Raw genomic sequence first — 20,090 nt, forward strand, 5'->3', positions numbered from 1 at the left:
GGGGGTGGGGGTGGGGGTGGCGGAAGCGGTGCTGGTGGCCGGCGCCTCGGCTTCGACCGTCGTGGTGGCGTCTTCGACGGGGGTCGGCTCCGGCTCGGGCTCGGCAGCGGCCTCGGGTTCGGCCGCGGGTTCCGCTTCCGGGGTGGCCGGGTCCGTTTCCGGCGCCGGGTCGGGCTCGGCGGTGGCTTCCGGATCCGTGTCCGTCTCCGTCTCCGTCTCCGGTTCGCTGGCGTCCTGCGCGACCTGCTCAGCGGTCGGCCCGGGCTCGGCCTCCGGCTCGGTCGCCGCCTCGGGTGCGGTCTGCGGTTCGGCGGAGTCGGCCGTGGGTTCCGTTTCCGGCTTCCGGGTGGTGGCGTCGGGCCTCGGTTCGGCCGTCGGCTCCACGGTCGTCCGCGGCTCGGCCGCATCCGGTGCTGCCTCCGGCGTCAGGTCCGTGCCGGCGGTGGGCGTGGACTCGGCCGTCTCCGGCAGGCCCGGCTCGGCGTCGTCCGCGGCCCGCGGCTCCTCGTTCCGAGGCGCCGCTTCTGCCTCTGGCTCGGCCTGGACCACCGGCTCGGCCGGCTTCTGGGTCTCTGGCTCGGTGCCGAGCTCGGCGGCCCCCTCGGCGTCGGTCTCGACCAGCGAGCTGGGCTCGGCGTCGATCTCACCTTCGGCCGTCGCCTCGGGCTCGCTGCCAGCCTCGATGGTTGCGTCGGCGGTGGCCTCGGCTGCGGCATCGGCGTCGGCGTCGGCGTCTGCCGTCGTCGCCTCGGCCGCGGTGCCGGCCTCGGTGTCGGCGCCGGTCTCGATCGCCGCCTTGGCATCTGCCGTCGCCTCGGGCTCGGTGTCGCCCTCGACCGTTGCCTTCACCTCGCCCCCGGCCGTCGCTTCGCCCTCGGCCTCAGCCGTCGGCTCGCCATCAACCGTGACCTCAGCCTCAGCCGTCGGCTCGGCCTCGGCCTCAGCCGTGACCTCAGCCTCAGCCGTCGTCTCGCCTTCGGCCTCAGCCGTCGCCTCAGCCTGAGCCGTCGCCTCGCCATCAACCGTGACCTCGGCCTCAGCCGTCGGCTCGTCCTCGGCCTCAGCCGTCGCCTCAGCCTCGGCCGTGGCCCCGGCCCCGACCTCAGCCTGAGCCGTCGCCTCGTCCTCAACCGCGGCCTGGGCCTCGGCCGTCGCCTCGACCTCGGGCGTCGTCTCCGGCGCGCTGCCGGATTCCGGCAGGGCCTCCGGCTGGGACGGGTGGGGAACCGTGACGTTGTCGAAGGCCGCGGCCACCAGGTCGTGGGTGCCGGGGTTTTCCTGGCGGGGTTCGGGGACCGTGGGGGTCGGGCCGGAGGACGAGGCGGGGGGTTCGGCCGGTCGGGTCGCGAGGCGGCTCGCACCCTCCGCCTCGGCGGCTCGTCCCTTGCGTGAGCGGCCGAATGCGTTCCGCAGGAGAGTGAGAATGCCCATGTGCGCAACCCTTCGTGTGAGTTGATGCCCGTAGATCCCTGGCCAGGACGGACACGTAAGGTTAGCGAAGCGCTCAGTGGGGGGACGCGATCGACCGGGCCGCGGCGACCTCCTGGCGGAGGGGTTCCAGAACGCTGTCCGGCGGGCCGGTGAGATCCGTGCGAACCGGGGTCAACGTTTCGGCGTTGCGCACGCCCTCCGACAGCTCCCGCAGTTGCAGCGCGATCTGCGCGACCTCGGCCGGCGACGGCGGCGGCGCCCCGTGCTTCACGCGGACGCGGGCCGCCGTCGTGGCGTCCACGATCCGCTCCACGGCGACGACCAGCGGCCACCAGGCCGCCGCGCGGCGGCCGGTCGGCGGCGGTTCGGTCAGGGCCCGCTGGAACTCCGTACGGATGACCGACAGGTCGCGGTAGAGGCGGCGGCGCATACGGGCCCGGGCGGCGGGGTCCGGCGCCGCGCCCGGGGCGAACGCCTTCTCCACGTAGGCCGCCGTGTCCGCCACCGCGTCCGCCAGACGGTCGCCGACACGGGTGCGCCAGCTCTCCGGCCACAGGAGGTAGCCGACGCTCAGGGCGATCGCGCAGCCGAGGAGGGAGTCCGTCAGGCGGGGCAGGAGGAGGGCCGTGCCCTGGTGGTTCAGGATGTGCGAGAGGAGGAGGATCACCGGGGTGATGGCGGCGGTCTGGTAGCCGTAGCCCCGTGGGGTCAGGGCCGGGATCAGGGGGGCCAGGAGCAGCATCGCCGGGACGTCCCACCAGCCGAGGGGGACCTCGGCCAGGACCACCGCCGCGACCACCAGACCCACCACCGTGCCGAGCGCGCGCAGCAGGGCACGGGAGAAGACCGAGCCGAAGTCGGGCTTGAGGACGAAGGTGATCGTCAGGGCCACCCAGTACGAGCGCGGGACCGGGATCAGGGAGACGAGGGCCTGGGCGATGCCGATGCAGACCGCGAGACGCAGGCCGTAGCGCCAGGAGTTGGCGGAGAGGATCACGTTGCGGGTCGCCCGTGCCGTGCGGATGCCCAGGGCGGCGGGGCGGCCGAGGCGGTCGTCGATGCCGCGCGGGTCCACGTCGGGGGACGCGACCACCTCGGCCGTGTGGCGCAGGGCGTGGTCCACCGCGCGGGCCGTCTCGGTCAACGGGACCGGGAGGTCGAGGGCCGTCGGGCCCGTGGCGCCCGTTTCGACGGCGTGGGCCAGGCGGTGGACCGCCTCCGGGATCTGCGGGGACAGCGGGCGGGCCGCCCAGTGGGCCGCGGGAGCCGCCTCCAGTATCGGGGTGATGGCGTTCAACTGGGCCAGCAGGCGCGTGAGTTCGGGGCTGCGGCCGTGATGGCGGGCGCGGCGGGCCAGGACCAGGTCGTACGACTGGTTCAGGGACTGGGTGACGGCCTGGCGGGTCCGGGCGTACTCCTCGGTGCGGTCGGTGCCGGAGACGGTGAGGAGTGCGGCGACCGTGCGGTACGTGGCGGCCACCGCCGCGCGTTCCGGTACGCCCGAGCGCAACGGCCAGGCGAGCAGGGCGAGGAGGAGGACCAGGAGGCCGCCGCCGGTCATCAGGGCCGGGGCGAGCCACCAGGGGCGGGGCAGCGGGAGGCCCGCGCCCACCACGCAGTTCAGGAGCAGGAGCAGGCCGGAGACCGAGGCGACCGCGCCGATCGTCGAGATCATGCCGGAGAGCAGGGCCACCCCGGTGACCGCCGCCACCGCGTACCAGCCGTGGCCGTACACCAGCGTGCCCAGCGTGACGCCGACCGCGCCGAAGAGCTGGGGGACGGCGATGTTGAGGATGCGCATGCGGTAGGCGTCGGCGGTGTCGCCGATGACGCCGGACAGGGCGCCCATGGAGGCGAGGGCGCCGTAGGCGGGGTGGCCGGCGGCGAGGCCGATCGCGAGGGGGAGGGCCAGGGCGACGGCGGCGCGCGCCACGGCGGGCCAGTTGACGGGGGACTGCTCGGGTTGGAGGTTCCGGACCAGCCAGTCGGGAGGGGTGAGGCCGATGGGGAACTCTCGGGACATGGGCCCATTATCCGGTTCCGCTTCGGCTTCCTCTCGGGTCAGGCCTGCGCCCGGGGCCGGGGTGTCTCCGGTGTCGACGCCGAGGCCGGCGGCCTGCGGCGGGAGGGGCGGCCGGGGCGGTTCAGGCGGACGTTGCGGGTCAGCCAGGTGGTCGCGGCCGCCGTCAGGCCGAGGGCCAGCAGGAGCCAGGCCGTGGTGCGGAGGGTGGCGGTGAGGGCGTCGTAGACCGCCGCCGCGGCCGGGTGGGGGACGTCGGCGGGGAGGTCGGCGAGGGTCAGGGCGCGGCCGATGGACAGGGCGAGGGCCAGGAGGCCGCCGCCCAGGGCCGTGCCGAGGGCGGTCGCCGTGACGGCCCGGCGGCGGTGGACGGCCAGGCCGATGCCGGTCGCGGCGAAGGCGACCGCTGACAGCGGCAGCCAGAAGCCGGCCACCTCCAGCACGTGGAATCCCTTCCGGTACGCGGCCAGTTCGTCCCCGGGGAGCACGGCGACCGGGGTGTGCTGCACCGGGATGCGCGCGGCCAGCGGCACGTGGTTCTCGGTCAGCCGGCGCTTGACCGGGTCGGTGACGGAGGCGAGGTCGACGGTGACCGGACGCCCGGCCGTCCTGTCCTGCTCGTCGCGCAGGGCGCGCAGCACCGCGTCGTGGGTGACCTGGTTGCCGGTGTCCCAGGCCAGCCGGAACGCCTCGGTCTGGGTGAAGGAGCGCACCGCGTCGTGCACGAAGGGACGCAGGGAGCCTCCCCCAGAGGGGGTACCCCCAGCCGGGCGGACGTCCATGCGCTCGTCGACCACGCGCCAGAGGCCGTCGCCGACCGTGTCCGCCACGGCGTCCCGCACCGCCGGGTCGGCGGCGAGCGGCGCCAGCGTGGTGACGTAGCGGCCCGTGTCCACCAGCCCGTACGCCGCCCAGGCCGCCAGCGCGCCGAACGGCACGAGGAGGCAGGACAGGGTGATCAGTGCGGCCGACAGGACGCTCCTGGGACGTGGGGGCACGTTTCCAGGCAACGGCCTTCGGGCGGGGTGCGCGACCCGAGCGTGGCATTCGGGTGCTCCCGGCCCCAGCGCGCGTCCCACCGCGCGTACCTGGGGTTTCGGCTCCTCCGGTGGAGGGTTCGTCCGAACGGGTGTTTCCTGGTGCTGGGGAGACGGAAACCGGCTCATGGGGCCGGTGTGGGTAGAGGGAAACAGGGGAGTGCGTGGGCCCCGTCCGACGACCTGCCGGCCGGGGCCCACGCACACACGAGCCGCACGCACACACGAGCCGCACGTCCGCACTTCGGCCGCGCGGCCGCGCTTCGTACGGATGCGGGGCGGCCCGCTCAGCGGATGCGCTGCCCGAACGCGTCCTCGCGCGTGTAGTAACGGTAGAAGAACGTGGCGAACGTCGCCCCCGCCACCACCAGCGAGATCACCGTCGCCCGCCAGATCGAGTGTCCGGTCTGGCTGTAGAGGAAGCCGAACGCGCAGCCGACGAACGCCGTCCACAGCAGCGCGTGCAGTTCCCGCGGCATCCGCGGGGCCAGGGTCAGCAGGGCCATGGACACGACCGCGAACACCAGCGCGCTGACGAACCCGAGCAGCAGGTTCCAGCCGGTGATGGCGCCGCCGGCGCGGTTGTCGGCCGCGACCCAGTAGCCGTACACCAGGCCGAGCACGACCGGGCCGGCGATGCGGGCGATGCGGTGGGTGCGCGCGTCGAAGACGTCGGGCGGGCGGGCGTGCCGGGCAGCCTCCACCTCCGGTGTCCGCCCGGGGCGGGACATGCCGCCGGGCACGGGTGCCGCTTGAGCCATGAGAGCGCTCCTCTCTCTCCTCGCCCCCGCCTTCCAGAGCACACCTGGGACCGCGGCCCGGCAAGTCGGCCGGACGGGTGAAGTCGACCGGGCGGGGCCCGGATGCGGGCGGGTGTCCGGCGTGTTTCGCTGGGTGCATGGAGGGCTGCCCGCCGTGACGGAGACGGAGTACGGGCGGGGGCGTCAGCTGCTGCGGGTCCGCGGTCGCGGCATCGCCTGGGTGCCGTCGCTGCTGCTGCTCGTCGGCATCGTGCTGGTGGACCTCAACACCACCGAGCGGTTCCGGATCATCTCCTGGATCGTGCTGGTCCCCGGCACGGCCGCGGCGATCTGCGGGGTGTGGACGACGGGCGCCTTCGCCGTGCTCGCGGTGGTGACGTACTTCGCCGTCGACAGCGCCTGGCCCGGCGAGTACCGGGCCGGGCTCGGCGACTTCGTCCTGGTCGGCCTCGGCGGCATCCTCGCCGTGCTGGCCGCGGCCGTGCGTGAGCGCAAGGAGCGGCAGACCCTGCACATCATGCGCATCGCCGAGACCACCCGGCGCACGGTGCTGCGCCCGCTGCCGCCGTGCTGGGCCGGACTGGAGCACGCGGGCGTGTACCTGGCCGCCGATGTCGAGGCCCGGGTCGGCGGCGACTTCTACGACATCCAGCCCGGCCCGCACGGCACCCGGGTCCTCGTCGGTGACGTGCAGGGCAAGGGGCTCGGCGCGGTGGAGGCCGCCGCCGCACTGCTCGGCACCTTCCGCGAGGCCGGCTACCACGAGGAGGATCTCGCGACCGTCGCCGAACGCCTGGAGGTCCGGATGCTGCGGCACCGCATGCACTGCACCGCGCTCGGCCGGGACGACGGGGACCGGTTCGCGACAGCCGTGCTGATCGGCTTCCGCGCCGACTGCCCGGACGTCGTCGAGACCGTGAACTTCGGGCACGAGGCGCCGCTCGCCGTCGGCCCGCGCGGGGTGCGGGAGCTGCCGAGCGGGGACGGGCTGCCGCTCGGGCTCGGGGAGCTGGCGGGGGCACCGCCGCCCGTGCACCGGGTGCCGCTGGCCGCCGACGAGACGCTGCTGCTGGTCACCGACGGGGTGACCGAGGCCCGTGACCGCGACGGCGCCTTCTACGCGCCGGCCCCGGACGTCGCCCGCGCCGTCGCCGCCGAACCGGGCCTGTGCACCGAGCCCCTGAGCCTGGTCCGCCGGGTCCGGGACGGGGTGCTGCGGCACAGCGGGGGGCGGCTGGGCGACGACACCACGGTGTTCGCCGTACGGCGCCTGGCGCAGGAAGCGGGGGCGGGGGCGGAGGAGCCGGCCGGTGCGGGCGGGGACGAAGGGGCCGAACCGGGTGGTCCGCGGTCCTGAGGCGCGCGGGTGCGGCCGCAGCGGTTACGGTGCTGGCTGGAAGCAAGCCGTGACCACGGGTTGCGCAGGGTCGACCGTCGACAGGGGGAGGGACGATGCCCGGAACCGTACTGCTGCTCGCGGCCTCGCCGCTGGGCAAGGGGCGCCTGGTGGACGCGGCCGGTGTGCTGCCGGTGCTGGCCGCGGTCGCCCCGGCCGTGCTGTCCGGCACCGAGACGGCCAACGTGGTCGAACTCGCCGATCCGCTGGAGCCGCAGGCCGTGCTGACCCGGCTGCGGGCCGCGGCGGCCGCGCCCGGTCCGCTGACCGTCTACCTCGCCGGGCAACTCCAGCTGGACCGTAAGCAGCGTCTGCCGCATGTGGCGCTGGCCCGCACCACCGCGGCGACCGTGCGCTACACCGCGTTGCCGTGGCACTGGATCCGGGACGAGCTGCGGTTGCGCTCCGCGGCGGACGCGGCGCTGGTCGTGGACCTGCACGCGGACGCGGAGGCGTGGCGCTACGTCGCCGAGCGGGGGCTGGACTGCGGGCCCAACGCGGCGGTGTACGGCCGGGTGGCTCCGGCGTCCGGGCGGCGGGGCCTGGCGGAGCCGGCGTACATGAAGGCGGTGGCGACGCTGCTGCGCAGCGGGCACCGGCCGCCGCTCCTCCGGTTGCACGAGCAGGCGCTGGCCCGGATCGCCGAGGCCGGAGCCGGCCGGGACCTGGTCTTCGCCCACCCGCCCGCGGGCCCCGCCCGTCCGGACGGCTCGGCGCCGCCGCTGCCGGGCGGCGCCCATCGGCACCCCCACACCTTCGCCCGAGCCCCTCACCCCGGCGCACCGGCCGTCCCGCCGGCGGGTCACGTCGCCCCGCCGTCGGCCCACGTCACCTCGCCGGTCGTCCGCCCCGCCGCCCCGGGCTCCGCGGCGCCGGCGCCGGTGCCGGGCTCCCGCACCGCCCCCGCGCACACCCCGCACCCCACCGGTCCGGACCCGCACACCGCCATCAGCACCGCCGTGCGCGACGGGCGGCATGCCGAGGCGGCCGAGCTGGCGGCCCGGTACGAGGCGGCGGCCGTGCGGGCGCACGGGCCGGCGTCCGACACGGCCCTGCACTGGGCGGAGGTGCGGGCCGACCTCGCGATGTTCGCGGGGGACGCGGTGGGCAGTTGCCGGGCGTGGCTCGCGGTGGCCGGGGTGCGGCTGGCCGCCGGGCAGGCCGTGGACGCGCCTGCCGTGGAGGCGGCGGCGGACCGGGCGCACCACCAGTGGGGCCGGATCGAGGACTCGGCGCGGGCCCGTGAACTCGGGTCGGCGCTCGCGGAGTTGCGGCTGCGGGTCCCGGGCCGCCGGGAGGGCGCGCTGGAGAACGTCCAGCGGCAGTTGCGGCAACTCCAGGACGCGGCGCGGTAGTTACGCGGTCGGCAGCAGTGCCAGGGCTCCGGAGACGAGGGTGCGGACGCCCGGGGCGATCACCGACAGGTCGGGCGCGAAGCGCGGGCTGTGGTTGCTCGGGACGGCCGCGAACTTCTCCGGGACGGTGTCGCCGGGGGCCTTCTCCCACACCTCGGCGGGGGTGGTCGTCACGAACCAGTACGCGTACGGGAGGGTGCCGTCGAGGGCCAGCTGGGGGAAGTCCTCGCTGCCCATCGCCGGGCCCGGGTCGAAGACCGTGCCGGGGCCGAAGACCTCGCCGTGCACGGCGGCGACGGCGGTGTCGGTGGCCGCGTCGTTCACGGTCACCGGGAACGTGTTGCCGACGGTGACCTCCGGCTCGCGCGGGCAGCCGGCGGCCAGGCACTCGCCGCGCGCGATGCGCTCGATCGCGGCGAGCATCCGCCGGCGGACCTCCTCGGACTGGCTGCGGAGGTTGAGGGAGATCCGGGCCTGCGACGGGATGATGTTGTGCCGGGTGCCCGCCTCGATCCGGCCCACGGTCAGCACGGCCGACTCACCGGCCGCCAGCTCCCGCGAGACGACCGTCTGGAGGCGGGTGACCAGGTAGGCGGCCGTCACCACGGGGTCCACGGTGGCCTCCGGGCGGGAGCCGTGTCCGCCCCGGCCGTGCACGACGATGTCCACGTCCGTCGCCGCCGACATGATCAGACCGGGTGAGTGCGGGTACAGGCCTGCCGGGCCGGGGGCCGCATGCTGGCCGAGCAGCACGTCCGGGCGGCCGAAGCGTTCGTACAGGCCGTCGGCGACCATGCGGGCCGCGCCCTGGCCGGTCTCCTCGGCGGGCTGGCCCACGAGCAGCAGGGTGCCGCGCCAGGTGTCCCGGCCGGCGGCGAGTGCCGCGCCGGCGCCGGCCAGCCAGGTGACGTGCAGATCGTGTCCGCAGGCGTGCATCACGCCGTCCGCCAGGGAGGCGTACGGCAGCCCGGTCTCCTCCTGCACCGGCAGGGCGTCCATGTCGGCGCGCAGCAGGACGGTGGGCCCGTCGCCGTTGCGCAGCCGGGCCACGACGCCGGTGCCGCCGATCCCCTCGGCGGTCTCGAACCCGGCGTCCGCCAGCCGCCCGGCGAGCAGCCCGGCCGTGCGGTGCTCGCGCAGGGACAGCTCGGGGTGGCGGTGCAGGTCCCGGTACAGATCCTCCAGGTCCGGGACCGGGAGGTCGGCGGTCAGGTCGAGGGCGGTGCGCGCTGCGGCGGAGGTCACGGGCGCAAGACTAGGGGGTGTCGTTTGGATCCAGCCGGCGTCGCGGGCCCTGGCACGCGCATCTGCGGCGTTGTCGTCGATCGCCGACTCCCCCACGCTCGGCTTCGCTCGCGCGGGAGGGGCCCCCACCGCGTCGACTCACTCCTCCGCCTTGCATCTGCACGCACCAGACCCCGCTCGGGTCAGTCGCCAGACGCCGTTCCTCACGGCCGACCTGATCCAAATGACACCCCCTAGGCCTCCGGCCAGGGCGCGGGGAGAGGGGCGTCGTCAGTGGTGGTGGACGTGCTGCTGGACGGCCGTGGGTGCCCGGGTGCCGTCCGCTGCGTGGGCCGGGCCGGCGTTGGCCGCGAGGATGAGGGTCGCCGCGGCGATCACGGCTGCCGCCACACCCCGCACGGTCGGGGTGCCTGCGCTCAGGCGAATCCGGGCAGGGATCAGGGGTGCGGGGGTGGGGGGTCCGTAGGGGGCGGGCGTACGTCCTTGCACGGCGACCTCGCAACACAACAACGACGAACACAACAACGAGCACAACGACGAACACAGCGACGGAACGACGAACACAACAGCGACGTATTAAGCACGCTTAATCCGCCGTTTAACCTAGGGCTGTCCGATGCGAACGGCAAGAGGCACCAAGGCAGTTGGGGGGATCCAACGGATGAGGGAACGGGATGATCCGGCGGTCGTGGGACGGCGCGTACAGCAACTTCGTACGGAACGCGGGCTGACGCAACGCCAGTTGGCGGAGCCCGCCTACACGCCCGCCTACATCTCCACCGTGGAGGCCGGCCGGGTGCGGCCCTCCGACGAGGCGCTGCGGCACATCGCCGGGCGGCTCGGCGTCGCCTTCGAGGAGCTGGCCGTCGGGCAGCCCGCCCATCTCGCCACCGACCTCAGGCTACGGCTCACCGAGGCCCAGCGGGTGCTCGCCGACGGCCGGGCCGAGGAGGCCGCCGGGCGGTACGAGGCGCTGCTCGCCGAGGCGGAGGGCTACGGGCTGGTCGCCGAGCAGGCCGGCGCGCTGCTCGGACTCGGTGAATGCGCGCTGGAGACAGGGGAGCTGACGAAGGCCCGGGAGCGCTTCGAGGGGGCCGAGCGGTGCCTCGACGGCGAGTCGCTGCCGGTGCGGGTGCCCGCACTGCGCGGCCGGGCGGTCTCGCACTACCTCGCCGGTGAACTCCGGTACGCCGTCTACCTGCTGGAGTCCGCGCTCGACGAGCTGAACCGGGGCGGGCTGCACGATCCCGACGCGCTGCTCCTGCTCTACGCCAGCGCGATCGGGCCGTACATGGACATGGGCGCGCACGCCCGGGCCGCGCAGGCCGCCGAGCTCGCCCTCGCGCTCGCCCCGCAGGCCGGTGACCCGGCGCTGATCGCCCGGATGCACCGCTCGGTGGCCCGCACCCTGCTCGCCGAGGGCCGGCTCACCGAGGCCGATGCCTCCCTCGCCAAGGCCGCAGAGCTGTACCGCCGGCTGCGGCTGCGCACCGAACTGGCCAACTGCCACTGGATGCGCGGCTACGTCTGCGCGCAGAACGGCGAACTGGACCGTGCGGAGGCCGAGTTGAGGCAGGCGTACACCATGCTCTCGGCGAGCCGGGCCGCCCTGTACCGCAGCCAGGCGGCCGTGGAACTCGCCGACGTGCTGCACCGGCGCGCCAAATCCGACGAGGCCGCCGCCCTGCTCCGGGAGGTCCTCGGGGACTTCTCCTCCGAGCGCGGCGCCGTGCACGCCGCCGCGGCCCACCGCCTCCTCGGCATCATCGCCGAGGACACCCGGGACACCGAGGCCGCCGAGGAGCACTACGTCCGGGCGCTCAGCCTGCTGGAACGCGCGGGCGCCGCCGGTGACCTGGCCGACCTGTGCCGCCTCCTCGGCGACCTGCTGCGCCGCACCGGCCGCACCGAGGCGGCCCTGGACGCCTACCGCACCGGCCTCGGCCACCGCACGGCCCCCGGCACGACGACGCTGGGCCCGGCCCCGGCCCAGCCGCCGCTGTGACACCCGTGCGGGTCGTGCCCGGGCCCGGCCGCCGCTGTGCCGCTCCCGGGCAGGTCACGCCTGCGCCCGCCCCCGCCGGTGGACGTCCGTCAGGTGCAGTGCGCCCACCTGGACGGCGGCCTGGGTCGCGGCGTTCGTCACGTCGCCGAGGCCGCCGTTGGTGAGGGCGAAGGCGTCCTGGCCGACCCGGACGGCGGCCACGTCCATGGTGAGCAGGCGGTTCCGGCCGTCGGACGTGGTGGTGGCGATGGTGAGGTGCAGGCCCTGGCGGGCGTCCCCGACCTCGGGCAGCGCGGCCGCGTCGACCCGCACGTCCTCCTGGAGCCCGTTGTCGGTGGTGGCCGTGAACCGGGCGCACTGCGCCGGCAGCGACTTCAGCCAGCCGAGCACCGCGTCGACGTCGGCGGGGCGGCGGGCGCCGATCTGGTAGCGCAGCTGGGCGTCGGTGCCGGTGTCGTCCAGGCCGATCACGGCGCGGGGCGGGCCGCCGAGGAGTTCGTCCGTGTAGAGCGCGTTCAGCAGCCGGGAGCACTCCCCGGCCGAGCTGGTCGCCTTCAGCATCCCGTCCCGCCAGGTGGCGAACCCGCGGGTCGCCGTCCAGGAGGCGCCGAGGTCGGTCGGGGTGAGGAGCGCGGCCTGCGCCTGCGCGTCGGTGAGCGAGGCCCCGTTCGGCCGTCCGGGCGCCTTCGGGATCGGGGTCGGCCGGTCGATCGTCGGCAGGGGCTGGGGCGCGGTCGCCGGATGGTTCAGCCCGAGGGCGGCGCAGCCGCCGACGGCGATGAGCCCGGCGGCTGCGAGGGAGAGCCGCAGGCGGGGGCGGGAGCGTATCGCCTCGGTCAACGAGGTCATCGACTGCATCGACGGCTTCGACGGCATCGGGCTGCCTTCCTGGACTGCGGGCCGGTGGGTCCTGTTCTCACGGCACCACCGCCCCGCCCGCCCCACCAGCGCTCCGGTCCGTACGGGTGAGGGGCCGGGGGCGGGCGCGGGGAAAATGCCTCGCCCCGCCGTCCTCGGCGCTGTTACCGTCGGCGCATGCAGCGCGCCCAGCAGTGCCCGTCGAGCACGACGACGCCGGAGACCGTCCCGGCGCGCTGACACCTGACCAGCAGCAACGAAGCCCCGGGGCGAGCGCCCCGGGGCTTTCGCGCGTCCCGGGGCGCTCGCCTCCCCTCCGCAGCGAGGAGAGGACCAAGGACCATGAGCGACGACCGCCTCCCCGACCACCGCCGCCTCGGCCGCGCACTCGACCTGTTCGACACCGACCCGCTGATGGGCGCCGGGCTGCCGTACTGGCTCCCGGACGGCGCGGTCGTCCGGCACGCCCTGGAGGAGTACGTCCGCGAGGCCGAACGCCGGGCCGGGTACCGGCACGTGTACTCGCCCGTGCTCGGCAAACGCGAGCTGTACGAGATCTCCGGGCACTGGGACCACTACCGCGACGACATGTACCCGCCCATGAGGCTCGGCGCGGAGGAGGTCGTGCTGCGCCCCAGCCTGTGCCCGCACCACGCCCTGATCTACCGCTCCCGTTCCCGCAGCTACCGCGAACTCCCGCTGCGCCTCGCCGAACTGGGTGGCATGCACCGCGCCGAACTCTCCGGCGTGCTTGGCGGGCTGACCCGTGTCCGCGCCATCCAGCTCAACGACGCGCACGTCTTCTGCACCCTGGAGCAGGCCGTGGCGGAAGCCCGCGCCGCGCTGCGGCTGATCGCCCGCGCCTACGCCGACCTCGGCATCGAGGCCGTACGGCACCGGCTGTCGCTGCCCGGCGAGGGCGGCAAGTACGTCGCCGACCCGGAGCTGTGGCGGCGGGCCACCGCACTGCTGCGGGAGGCGCTGGAGGAGTCCGGCATCGAGTACGAGGAGGCCGGGGGCGAGGCCGCGTTCTACGGGCCGAAGATCGACGTCCAGATCGCGGACCCGGCGGGCCGCGAGTCCACCCTGTCCACCGTGCAGATCGACTTCCACCAGCCGGCCCGCTTCGACCTGCACTACATCGGCGCCGACGGCGCGAGGCACCGCCCGGTGATGGTCCACCGCAGCATCATCGGCAGCGTCGAACGGGCCGTCGCCCACCTGGTCGAAGTCCACCGGGGCGCCTTCCCGGCCTGGCTGGCCCCGGTGCAGCTGGCGGTGCTGCCGGTCGCGCGGGAGCAGGCGGAGCACGCGGCGGCGGTTGTCCGCGAGGCGGTGGACAGGGGGCTGCGCGCCGAGCTCGTCGGGCCGGAGGAAGGCACCCTCGGCGCCCGGATCCGGGGCGCGCGGCTGGTGCCGTACCAGGCGGTGGTCGGGGCGAGCGAGGCGGCCGAGGGGCTGGCCGCCGTACGGCTGCGCGACGGGCGGCGCCCCGGGCAGGTGCCGGTGTCCGAGCTGCTGCGCCGGATCGCCGGGCGGGTCGCGGCGCGCGGCAGCGCGCTGTGGGAGTGACCGTCCTCATCTAGGGTCGCCTCGACGGAAGGAGTCCACTGTGACCGGTCAGCCCATCCCCGTGATCATCGACTGCGACACGGGTGTCGACGACGCCCTCGCCCTGCTGTTCGCCGTGCGCCACCCCGGGATCGACCTCAGGGCGGTGACCTGCGTGGCCGGGAACACGGACGTCGACGGCGTGGTCCGCAACACGCTGACCGTGCTGGAGCGGGCGGGCGCGCCCGACATCCCGGTGGGCCGGGGTGCCGCCCGCCCGCTGATCGAGCCGGCCCGCTCGGCCCAGCACGTGCACGGCAGCGACGGGATGGGCGACCTCGGCCTGCCCGTGCCGCGGCGGACCGCGTCCGAGCTGGACGCCATGGCCCTGCTGCGCCGCGAGATCCTCGCCTCCCCGCGCCCGGTCACGCTCGTCCCCACCGCTCCGCTGACCAACATCGCCCTGCTGCTGCGCACCCACCCGGAGGTGACCCGCAACATCGAGCGGATCGTCTTCATGGGCGGGGCCGTGGGCAGCGGGAACGCCACCCCGGTCGCCGAGTTCAACGTCTGGCACGACCCGGAGGCGGCGGCGATCCTGCTCACCGCCGGGGTGCCGATCACGATGTACGGCCTCGACGTCTTCATGCAGGTCACCGTGGACACCCCGGACGTGCGGCGGCTGCGCGCGAGCGACGACCCCGGCACCCGGCTGGCCGGCGACCTGCTCGCCCACCGGCCGACCGCGATCGGCGAGGAGCCGGAGGCGGAGGAGGCGGGCGGCCTCGGCGACGCGGGCGCGGTGTGCGCCGTCGCCGATCCGGGCGGCCTCACCACCCGTCTCCTGCCCGTCGAGGTCTCCCTGGCCCCCGGCCCGTCCCGGGGCCAGACGATCGTCGACCGCCGCCCCCGGCCCGGCGAGTCCGAGATCCACGGCGGCGGACGCGAACAGGCCCTGGTGGACGTGGCGTTGGAGGTGGACGTGCAGCGGTACGTGAAGCTCTATCTGGACACATTGCAGAGTTCTGTCTCGTGAACAGGGGAGATTCCGCCGTGCCTTCCTCGGGGCCGGTGTGCGGCTCGGGCGCCGGCTAACCGGCCGTCGGCGCGGGGCTGGCTCCCGGTGAGGCCCCGGCCGCACCGCCGCCCCCGGCGAGCCCGTTGATGTCCACCGGGGTCGACGTCGCGTTCGGCGGCGGGGTCAGCACCACCTGTGGCTGACCCGCCGGAGGCGGCGGTGGGGTCAGGTCCGAGTTCGGCAGCTTCGGCGGGGTCGTCTGCTGGAAGATCGTCTGGTCGAAGTCGACGAAGCCGGTCTTCTCCATCACCGTCATGTGGTCGAGCACGGTGTTGTTGGCCTGGTCGGCCAGTGCCCGCACCAGCGTGTTCTTCGTGGTGGAGCGGATCTTCGAGATGGTGTTGAAGATCGCGCCGTGTGTCATCCGCAGGATGTTGGCGAAGTCGCTGTCGAACTTCGTCCCGCTGTCGGCCTGCAACTGCCGGACGAATCCCTCCTGTTGCGGGCTCGCGATGTTGGGCAGCGTGATGTTCAGCATCGGCGCGATCTTGCGGCACGTGGTGTCCAGCGCCGCGTGCCCGTCGACCAGGTGCTCGCTGGCCGTCTTGACCGCCGGCGTGGTCCCCTTCTGGAGTCCGATCTGCCCCACCGGGTACTCCCACAGACCGGCCGCCCGCACCTTCACCACGAAGTCCCGGTCCTGCTCGGTCAGCGGCCCCCACTGGGTGTTGGCGATGACGCGGTCCTGGGCGGTGGCGACCTTGCTCAGGCCGAGCATGCTCGGGTAGGCCAGTGACGCGAGGGTCACGGCCATCGCACCGCCCACGAAGAGAGTTCCCGTCGCGTTCCGCGAAAAGCGCACCGTGCCTCCTGCCCGGTCGGGGTGCCGCCCACGTGACGGCGTGCGGGGCGGCTCGGACACACAGCAGTACGGATGCGGAAGCCGTTCGTATCGCCGCAACAGGTAAAGAAGAGTTGACCTTTACCGGAAAGAGTTGACCATCCCTCGGGAGAGAGCGGGGCAAACGCTGGCATAGATTCGCCGCATGCCCCCACAGCCGCCCCCCAGGACGCCCGCCGCGCTGCCCGTCCTGCCCTACCGCAAGCCCACCAAGGGCCGTGACTACTGGGTGTTCGACGACGTCCTGCCGGACGTCGACGCCGTACGGGAACGCTGTCTGGCCAAGGACGACTGGGTCCAGGGGTATCCGTACACCTCCGAGACCTGGCCGGGGCTGCGCGCCATGCCGGGGCTGGAGCCGGGCGAACTCGCCGTCATCGAGCGGCTGGTGAAGCGGGCGACCGGCGCGAAGGAGCTGTGGGTGCAGCGGGCGCCCGGCGGCGGCACCCTGAACCACAACTGCGTCCAGGTGGTCGGCGCGGGCGAGAGCGAGCCCCGCCCGCACACCGACTCGCGCGCCCTGTGCCGGTACGCGGCCGTGCTCTACCTCAACCCGCACGTGCCGAAGAACTGCGGCACCGCCTTCTACCGCCAGTCCCTGCCCGGCGGCCGGCTCGGCGGCAACATCGTCCAGGCTCCGCACAACAACCTCGTCGAGGCCCTCGGTACGCGCTTCGTCCCGGGCGACCACTTCGAGGAAGACGTCTGCGTCCCGCACAAGTACAACCGGCTGCTCCTCTACAACGCCAACCTCGTGCACAGCGCGACGGACTACACCGGCAGGACGCTGGAGGAGAAGCGCATGACGGCGGTCTTCTTCTGGATGGCGTGAGAGCCGTGAGGCACGCTCACAGGGCCAGGAACAGCGCGGCCACGGCCGTGCAGCCGGCGCACACGGCGACGGCGGTGGCGACGGTCACGGCCAGACAGCGGCGGCGCAGCTCGGCGTAGCGGTGCTCGTACTCGGCGCGCAGCGACCGGCACCGGGCCGCGACGCGTTCCAGGTCCGCGCGGGCCCGGTGCAGGCTGTCGGCGGTGTAGCGCCGCTCGATCTCCTCGCGCTGCGCGGTCGTCAGCCAGTCCAGGCGGCCGGTGAACTCCCGTGCGCGCTGCTCCGCTTCGGCGATCCGCGCCTGCCACAGGAGGTAGCCCTCCACCTGGTTGGCGAGCGTGCCGTCGGCCCCGTGCGCGGCCGGGCCGGTCACGCCTGCCCTCGGTCGGTCCGCGCCGGGAGCTGGTGCTCGTGCTCCGCCATCGCGATGTCGGGGTGGTGCAGGTCGAACGCCGGGGACTCGCTGCGGATCCGGGGCAGGGTCACGAAGTTGTGCCGGGGCGGCGGGCAGGAGGTCGCCCACTCCAGCGAACGGCCGTAGCCCCACGGGTCGTCGACGCCCACCGGCTTGCCGTACCGGGCGGTCTTCCACACGTTGTAGAGGAACGGCAGCATCGACGTGCCGAGCAGGAAGGAGCTGATGGTCGAGACCGTGTTCAGCGCCGTGAAGCCGTCGGCCGCCAGGTAGTCGGCGTAGCGGCGGGGCATGCCCTCGGCGCCCAGCCAGTGCTGGATCAGGAAGGTGCCGTGGAAGCCGACGAACAGGGTCCAGAAGGTGATCTTGCCGAGCCGCTCGTCCAGCATCTTGCCGGTCATCTTGGGCCACCAGTAGTGGAAGCCCGCGAACATGGCGAAGACGACGGTGCCGAACACGACGTAGTGGAAGTGGGCCACCACGAAGTACGAGTCGGAGACGTGGAAGTCCAGGGGCGGCGAGGCCAGGATGACCCCGGTCAGCCCGCCGAAGAGGAACGTCACGAGGAAGCCCGCCGCCCAGAGCATCGGGGTCTCGAAGGACAGACTGCCCTTCCACATCGTGCCGATCCAGTTGAAGAACTTCACCCCGGTCGGCACCGCGATCAGGAAGGTCATGAAGGAGAAGAACGGCAGCAGCACACCGCCGGTGACGTACATGTGGTGTGCCCAGACGGTGATGGACAGACCGGCGATGGAGATGGTCGCGGCGATCAGGCCCATGTAGCCGAACATCGGCTTGCGGGCGAAGACCGGGATGATCTCGGAGACGATGCCGAAGAACGGCAGGGCGATGATGTACACCTCGGGATGGCCGAAGAACCAGAAGAGGTGCTGCCACAGCAGCGCGCCGCCGTTGGTCGCCTCGAAGACATGGGCGCCGAACTTGCGGTCCACCTCCAGGGCGAACAGCGCGGCCGCGAGGACCGGGAAGGCGAGCAGGACCAGGACGGCGGTCAGCAGCACGTTCCAGCAGAAGATCGGCATGCGGAACATGGTCAGGCCCGGGGCGCGCATGCAGATGATGGTGGTGACGAAGTTGACCGAGCCGAGGATGGTGCCGAAGCCGGAGAACGCCAGACCCATGATCCACAGGTCGCCGCCCACCTCCGGTGAGCGGATCGCGTCCGTCAGCGGGGAGTAGGCGAACCAGCCGAAGTCGGCCGCGCCCTGCGGGGTGAGGAAGCCGGCCACCGCGATGAGCGAGCCGAACAGGTAGAGCCAGTAGGCGAACATGTTCAGCCGCGGGAACGCCACGTCGGGCGCGCCGATCTGCAGCGGCATGATCCAGTTGGTGAAGCCGGCGAACAGCGGGGTCGCGAACATCAGCAGCATCACGGTGCCGTGCATCGTGAAGAGCTGGTTGAACTGCTCGTTCGACATGAGCTGCAGGCCCGGCCGGGCCAGCTCGGCGCGCATGAGCAGCGCCATCACGCCGCCGACCAGGAAGAACGCGAAGGACGTGCCGAGATACAGCGTGCCGATCGTCTTGTGGTCGGTGGTCGTCAGCCACTTCACCACGACGCCGCCGGGCTGTCTGCCCCGCAGCGGCACCTCGCTCTCGTACGAGTCGGCGGCCGCGGCGGCACCGTGGGGTTCGTCGATGATGCTCACAAGTCGTCTGTCTCCCGCTGCTCGCGCTCCGCGCACGCCAAGACGTCCGCGCCTCGTCATGCTCCTCGTCATCCTTGCCGCGCGGACGCCGCGCGGGAGAGCCGGAACGGCCCGCGCACGGCCGATCGCATGACGGATGCACACGGATGGCCCAGCGGCGCCTTCCATGGGACAGGATGATCAGGTGACCGAACAGATGAACACGCCCACGGCCCCTCCGTTCGCGCTCCGGCCGATCAGGGTGTCCGGGTGGCTGGCTTCGGGGGGACTGCTGCTGGCCGGGCTCGCCTGGGTGGTACGGGCGGTGTGGGAGCTGCGGCTCGCCGCCGCCGGGGAACCGGCCGCGGGCCCGCCCGACCAGGGGAACGGCGTGCACCGCCCGCTCAACTCCCTTGAGGATTCGTACCACTTGGTGACGTCGGCCGGCGGTGCGGCCGTCGCGCTGTGCGCCCTGCTCTTCGTCTCCTGGCTGTGGCAGCTGCGCGACAACGCCCGTGCGCTGTCCGGGAAGGAGCCGAAGTACGCGGGGATCTGGGTGTACTTGGGATGGGTCGTGCCCCTGGTCAACCTGTGGTTCCCGCGCGGGATCGTCGTGGACGCGTTCCACGGGAGCGCGCCCGGCCGCCGGGTGCCCGTCTCCGTGAACGTGTGGTGGGTGCTGTGGGTGATCGGCATGCTCAGCGGCGTCGGGCTGGTGTACCGCGACTCCACCGACGAGATCATCGCCCGCGCCTATCACGGGGTCTGGCCGCTGCTGACGTCCGACGCGGCCGTGGTCGGCGCGGCGATCGCCGGGTTCTTCGCCGTACGGGCCGTCACCGCCGCGCAGGCCGAGCGGCTGCGGGAGGCCGGGGTGGCGTAGTCCCCGGCCGGCCTCGGGGGCCGGGTGTGGGGTGCCGCCCGGTGCGGTACGGATGGCCCCCATGAGCAGTATCGCCATCGTGGGTGCGGGGACCGGGCTGGGGGCCGCCGTCGCGCGGCGGTTCGGGCGGGAGGGGTTCGCCGTGGCGCTGTTCGCCCGGCAGCGGGACCATCTCGACCGGCTCGTGGAGGGCCTCGCCGCGGGCGGTGTGCGGGCCGCCGGGTTCACCGCCGACGTGCGCAGGCCGCAGGAGCTGGCCGCGGCGCTGGAGCGGGCCGCCGCGGAGCTGGGGACCGTGGAGGTGCTCCAGTACAGCCCGGTGCCGCACCGGGACTTCATGCGGCCCGTGCTGGAGACCGGGCACCGCGAGCTGGTCGGGCCGATCGAGTTCTCCGTGTACGGGGTCGTCGCCGCCGTGCAGCAGGTGCTGCCGGGCATGCGGCGGCTCGGGCGCGGGACGATCCTCTTCGTCAACGGCGGGACCGCCGCCGTACCGCATCCCGAGCGGGCCGGTACCTCGATCGCGTTCGCGGCGGAGAGCGCGTACGGGCATCTGCTGCACGACCGGCTCGCCGGCGAGGGCATCCACGTCGCCCAGCTGGTCGTCCCCGGCGCCATCACGCCCGGGCACGCGCGCAAGGACCCCGACGTGCTCGCGGAGGTGCTGTGGGGGCTGCACCGGGAGCGGCACGGGTTCCGGCACTTCGCCGACGACCTCGACAGCTGAACT

16 protein-coding genes and 1 pseudogene are annotated in these 20,090 nt (G+C 74.0%); 8 read left to right on the top strand and 9 right to left on the bottom strand.

What is annotated here, in order from left to right:
* From BIV23_RS12540 to BIV23_RS12555, 4 genes and pseudogenes are all read right to left on the bottom strand, one after another.
* Positions 1-1,431: pseudogene (locus tag BIV23_RS12540) on the bottom strand (hypothetical protein); the annotation flags it as partial.
* A 73-nt stretch (positions 1,432-1,504) separates the two neighbouring features.
* Complete coding sequence (locus BIV23_RS12545; protein ID WP_071380890.1) at positions 1,505-3,454, bottom strand: FUSC family protein; 1,950 nt, start codon at positions 3,452-3,454, stop codon at positions 1,505-1,507.
* Between the two features lie 38 nt (positions 3,455-3,492).
* On the bottom strand, positions 3,493-4,449 hold the full coding sequence (locus BIV23_RS12550; RefSeq protein WP_071380891.1) for a hypothetical protein: 957 nt from the start codon (positions 4,447-4,449) through the stop codon (positions 3,493-3,495).
* Positions 4,450-4,775: 326 nt separating this feature from the next.
* Positions 4,776-5,249: a hypothetical protein gene (locus BIV23_RS12555; RefSeq protein ID WP_071380892.1), complete on the bottom strand. Its 474-nt coding sequence runs from the start codon at positions 5,247-5,249 to the stop codon at positions 4,776-4,778.
* 154 nt (positions 5,250-5,403) lie between these two features.
* Here BIV23_RS12555 and BIV23_RS12560 point away from each other — a divergent pair, with 154 nt between their 5' ends.
* On the top strand, positions 5,404-6,606 hold the full coding sequence (locus BIV23_RS12560; RefSeq protein ID WP_071380893.1) for a PP2C family protein-serine/threonine phosphatase: 1,203 nt from the start codon (positions 5,404-5,406) through the stop codon (positions 6,604-6,606).
* Positions 6,607-6,701: 95 nt separating this feature from the next.
* Complete coding sequence (locus BIV23_RS12565; RefSeq protein ID WP_071380894.1) at positions 6,702-8,000, top strand: hypothetical protein; 1,299 nt, start codon at positions 6,702-6,704, stop codon at positions 7,998-8,000.
* Here the strand turns inward: BIV23_RS12565 and BIV23_RS12570 are convergent, their stop codons facing one another.
* Complete coding sequence (locus tag BIV23_RS12570) at positions 8,001-9,245, bottom strand: amidohydrolase (protein ID WP_071380895.1); 1,245 nt, start codon at positions 9,243-9,245, stop codon at positions 8,001-8,003.
* Between the two features lie 661 nt (positions 9,246-9,906).
* On the opposite strand from BIV23_RS12570, the gene BIV23_RS12575 reads away from it, so the two are divergent.
* Complete coding sequence (locus tag BIV23_RS12575) at positions 9,907-11,250, top strand: helix-turn-helix domain-containing protein (protein WP_071380896.1); 1,344 nt, start codon at positions 9,907-9,909, stop codon at positions 11,248-11,250.
* A 54-nt stretch (positions 11,251-11,304) separates the two neighbouring features.
* Here the strand turns inward: BIV23_RS12575 and BIV23_RS12580 are convergent, their stop codons facing one another.
* Positions 11,305-12,126 carry a hypothetical protein gene (locus tag BIV23_RS12580; protein ID WP_245790501.1) on the bottom strand — a complete coding sequence of 274 codons (822 nt, stop codon included), beginning with the start codon at positions 12,124-12,126 and terminating at the stop codon, positions 11,305-11,307.
* A 324-nt stretch (positions 12,127-12,450) separates the two neighbouring features.
* Between BIV23_RS12580 and thrS the strand changes: the two genes are divergently transcribed.
* Positions 12,451-13,680 carry a threonine--tRNA ligase gene (gene thrS, locus BIV23_RS12585; protein WP_071380897.1) on the top strand — a complete coding sequence of 410 codons (1,230 nt, stop codon included), beginning with the start codon at positions 12,451-12,453 and terminating at the stop codon, positions 13,678-13,680.
* A gap of 40 nt (positions 13,681-13,720) precedes the next feature.
* On the top strand, positions 13,721-14,695 hold the full coding sequence (locus BIV23_RS12590) for a nucleoside hydrolase (RefSeq protein WP_071380898.1): 975 nt from the start codon (positions 13,721-13,723) through the stop codon (positions 14,693-14,695).
* A 55-nt stretch (positions 14,696-14,750) separates the two neighbouring features.
* Here BIV23_RS12590 and BIV23_RS12595 read toward each other — a convergent pair whose 3' ends face one another.
* A complete protein-coding gene (locus BIV23_RS12595) occupies positions 14,751-15,491 on the bottom strand; it encodes a DUF4142 domain-containing protein (protein ID WP_425443482.1) in 741 nt (246 codons plus the stop codon).
* 232 nt (positions 15,492-15,723) lie between these two features.
* Here BIV23_RS12595 and BIV23_RS12600 point away from each other — a divergent pair, with 232 nt between their 5' ends.
* Entirely contained in the window at positions 15,724-16,410 is a 687-nt protein-coding gene (locus tag BIV23_RS12600) for a DUF6445 family protein (RefSeq protein ID WP_071380900.1), read from the top strand.
* Positions 16,411-16,426: 16 nt separating this feature from the next.
* On the opposite strand, the gene BIV23_RS12605 is transcribed toward BIV23_RS12600, so the two are convergent.
* Complete coding sequence (locus BIV23_RS12605; protein WP_071380901.1) at positions 16,427-16,783, bottom strand: cytochrome C oxidase subunit I; 357 nt, start codon at positions 16,781-16,783, stop codon at positions 16,427-16,429.
* Complete coding sequence (ctaD, locus tag BIV23_RS12610; RefSeq protein ID WP_071380902.1) at positions 16,780-18,498, bottom strand: aa3-type cytochrome oxidase subunit I; 1,719 nt, start codon at positions 18,496-18,498, stop codon at positions 16,780-16,782. The genes BIV23_RS12605 and ctaD overlap by 4 nt, the downstream gene beginning before the upstream one ends.
* 196 nt (positions 18,499-18,694) lie before the next feature.
* Between ctaD and BIV23_RS12615 the strand changes: the two genes are divergently transcribed.
* Together BIV23_RS12615 and BIV23_RS12620 are read left to right on the top strand one after the other, a co-directional pair.
* Positions 18,695-19,360: a DUF4328 domain-containing protein gene (locus BIV23_RS12615; protein WP_071380934.1), complete on the top strand. Its 666-nt coding sequence runs from the start codon at positions 18,695-18,697 to the stop codon at positions 19,358-19,360.
* A gap of 61 nt (positions 19,361-19,421) precedes the next feature.
* Positions 19,422-20,087 carry an SDR family NAD(P)-dependent oxidoreductase gene (locus BIV23_RS12620; RefSeq protein WP_177239877.1) on the top strand — a complete coding sequence of 222 codons (666 nt, stop codon included), beginning with the start codon at positions 19,422-19,424 and terminating at the stop codon, positions 20,085-20,087.
* The last annotated feature ends 3 nt before the right edge of the window (positions 20,088-20,090 follow it).

This window comes from Streptomyces monashensis (genome assembly GCF_001866665.1).
Classification (GTDB): domain Bacteria; phylum Actinomycetota; class Actinomycetes; order Streptomycetales; family Streptomycetaceae; genus Streptomyces; species Streptomyces monashensis.

What these genes read in the sequence shown, in the direction of transcription:
- BIV23_RS12595 (WP_425443482.1), bottom strand. Translation starts at nt 15,491, where the DNA reads ATGGCCGTGACCCTCGCGTCACTGGCCTACCCGAGCATGCTCGGCCTG.
- BIV23_RS12620 (WP_177239877.1), top strand. Translation starts at nt 19,422, where the DNA reads ATGAGCAGTATCGCCATCGTGGGTGCGGGGACCGGGCTGGGGGCCGCC.
- BIV23_RS12565 (WP_071380894.1), top strand. Translation starts at nt 6,702, where the DNA reads ATGCCCGGAACCGTACTGCTGCTCGCGGCCTCGCCGCTGGGCAAGGGG.
- thrS (WP_071380897.1), top strand. Translation starts at nt 12,451, where the DNA reads ATGAGCGACGACCGCCTCCCCGACCACCGCCGCCTCGGCCGCGCACTC.
- BIV23_RS12580 (WP_245790501.1), bottom strand. Translation starts at nt 12,126, where the DNA reads ATGCCGTCGAAGCCGTCGATGCAGTCGATGACCTCGTTGACCGAGGCG.
- BIV23_RS12555 (WP_071380892.1), bottom strand. Translation starts at nt 5,249, where the DNA reads ATGGCTCAAGCGGCACCCGTGCCCGGCGGCATGTCCCGCCCCGGGCGG.
- BIV23_RS12615 (WP_071380934.1), top strand. Translation starts at nt 18,695, where the DNA reads ATGAACACGCCCACGGCCCCTCCGTTCGCGCTCCGGCCGATCAGGGTG.
- BIV23_RS12600 (WP_071380900.1), top strand. Translation starts at nt 15,724, where the DNA reads ATGCCCCCACAGCCGCCCCCCAGGACGCCCGCCGCGCTGCCCGTCCTG.
- BIV23_RS12575 (WP_071380896.1), top strand. Translation starts at nt 9,907, where the DNA reads ATGAGGGAACGGGATGATCCGGCGGTCGTGGGACGGCGCGTACAGCAA.
- BIV23_RS12545 (WP_071380890.1), bottom strand. Translation starts at nt 3,454, where the DNA reads ATGTCCCGAGAGTTCCCCATCGGCCTCACCCCTCCCGACTGGCTGGTC.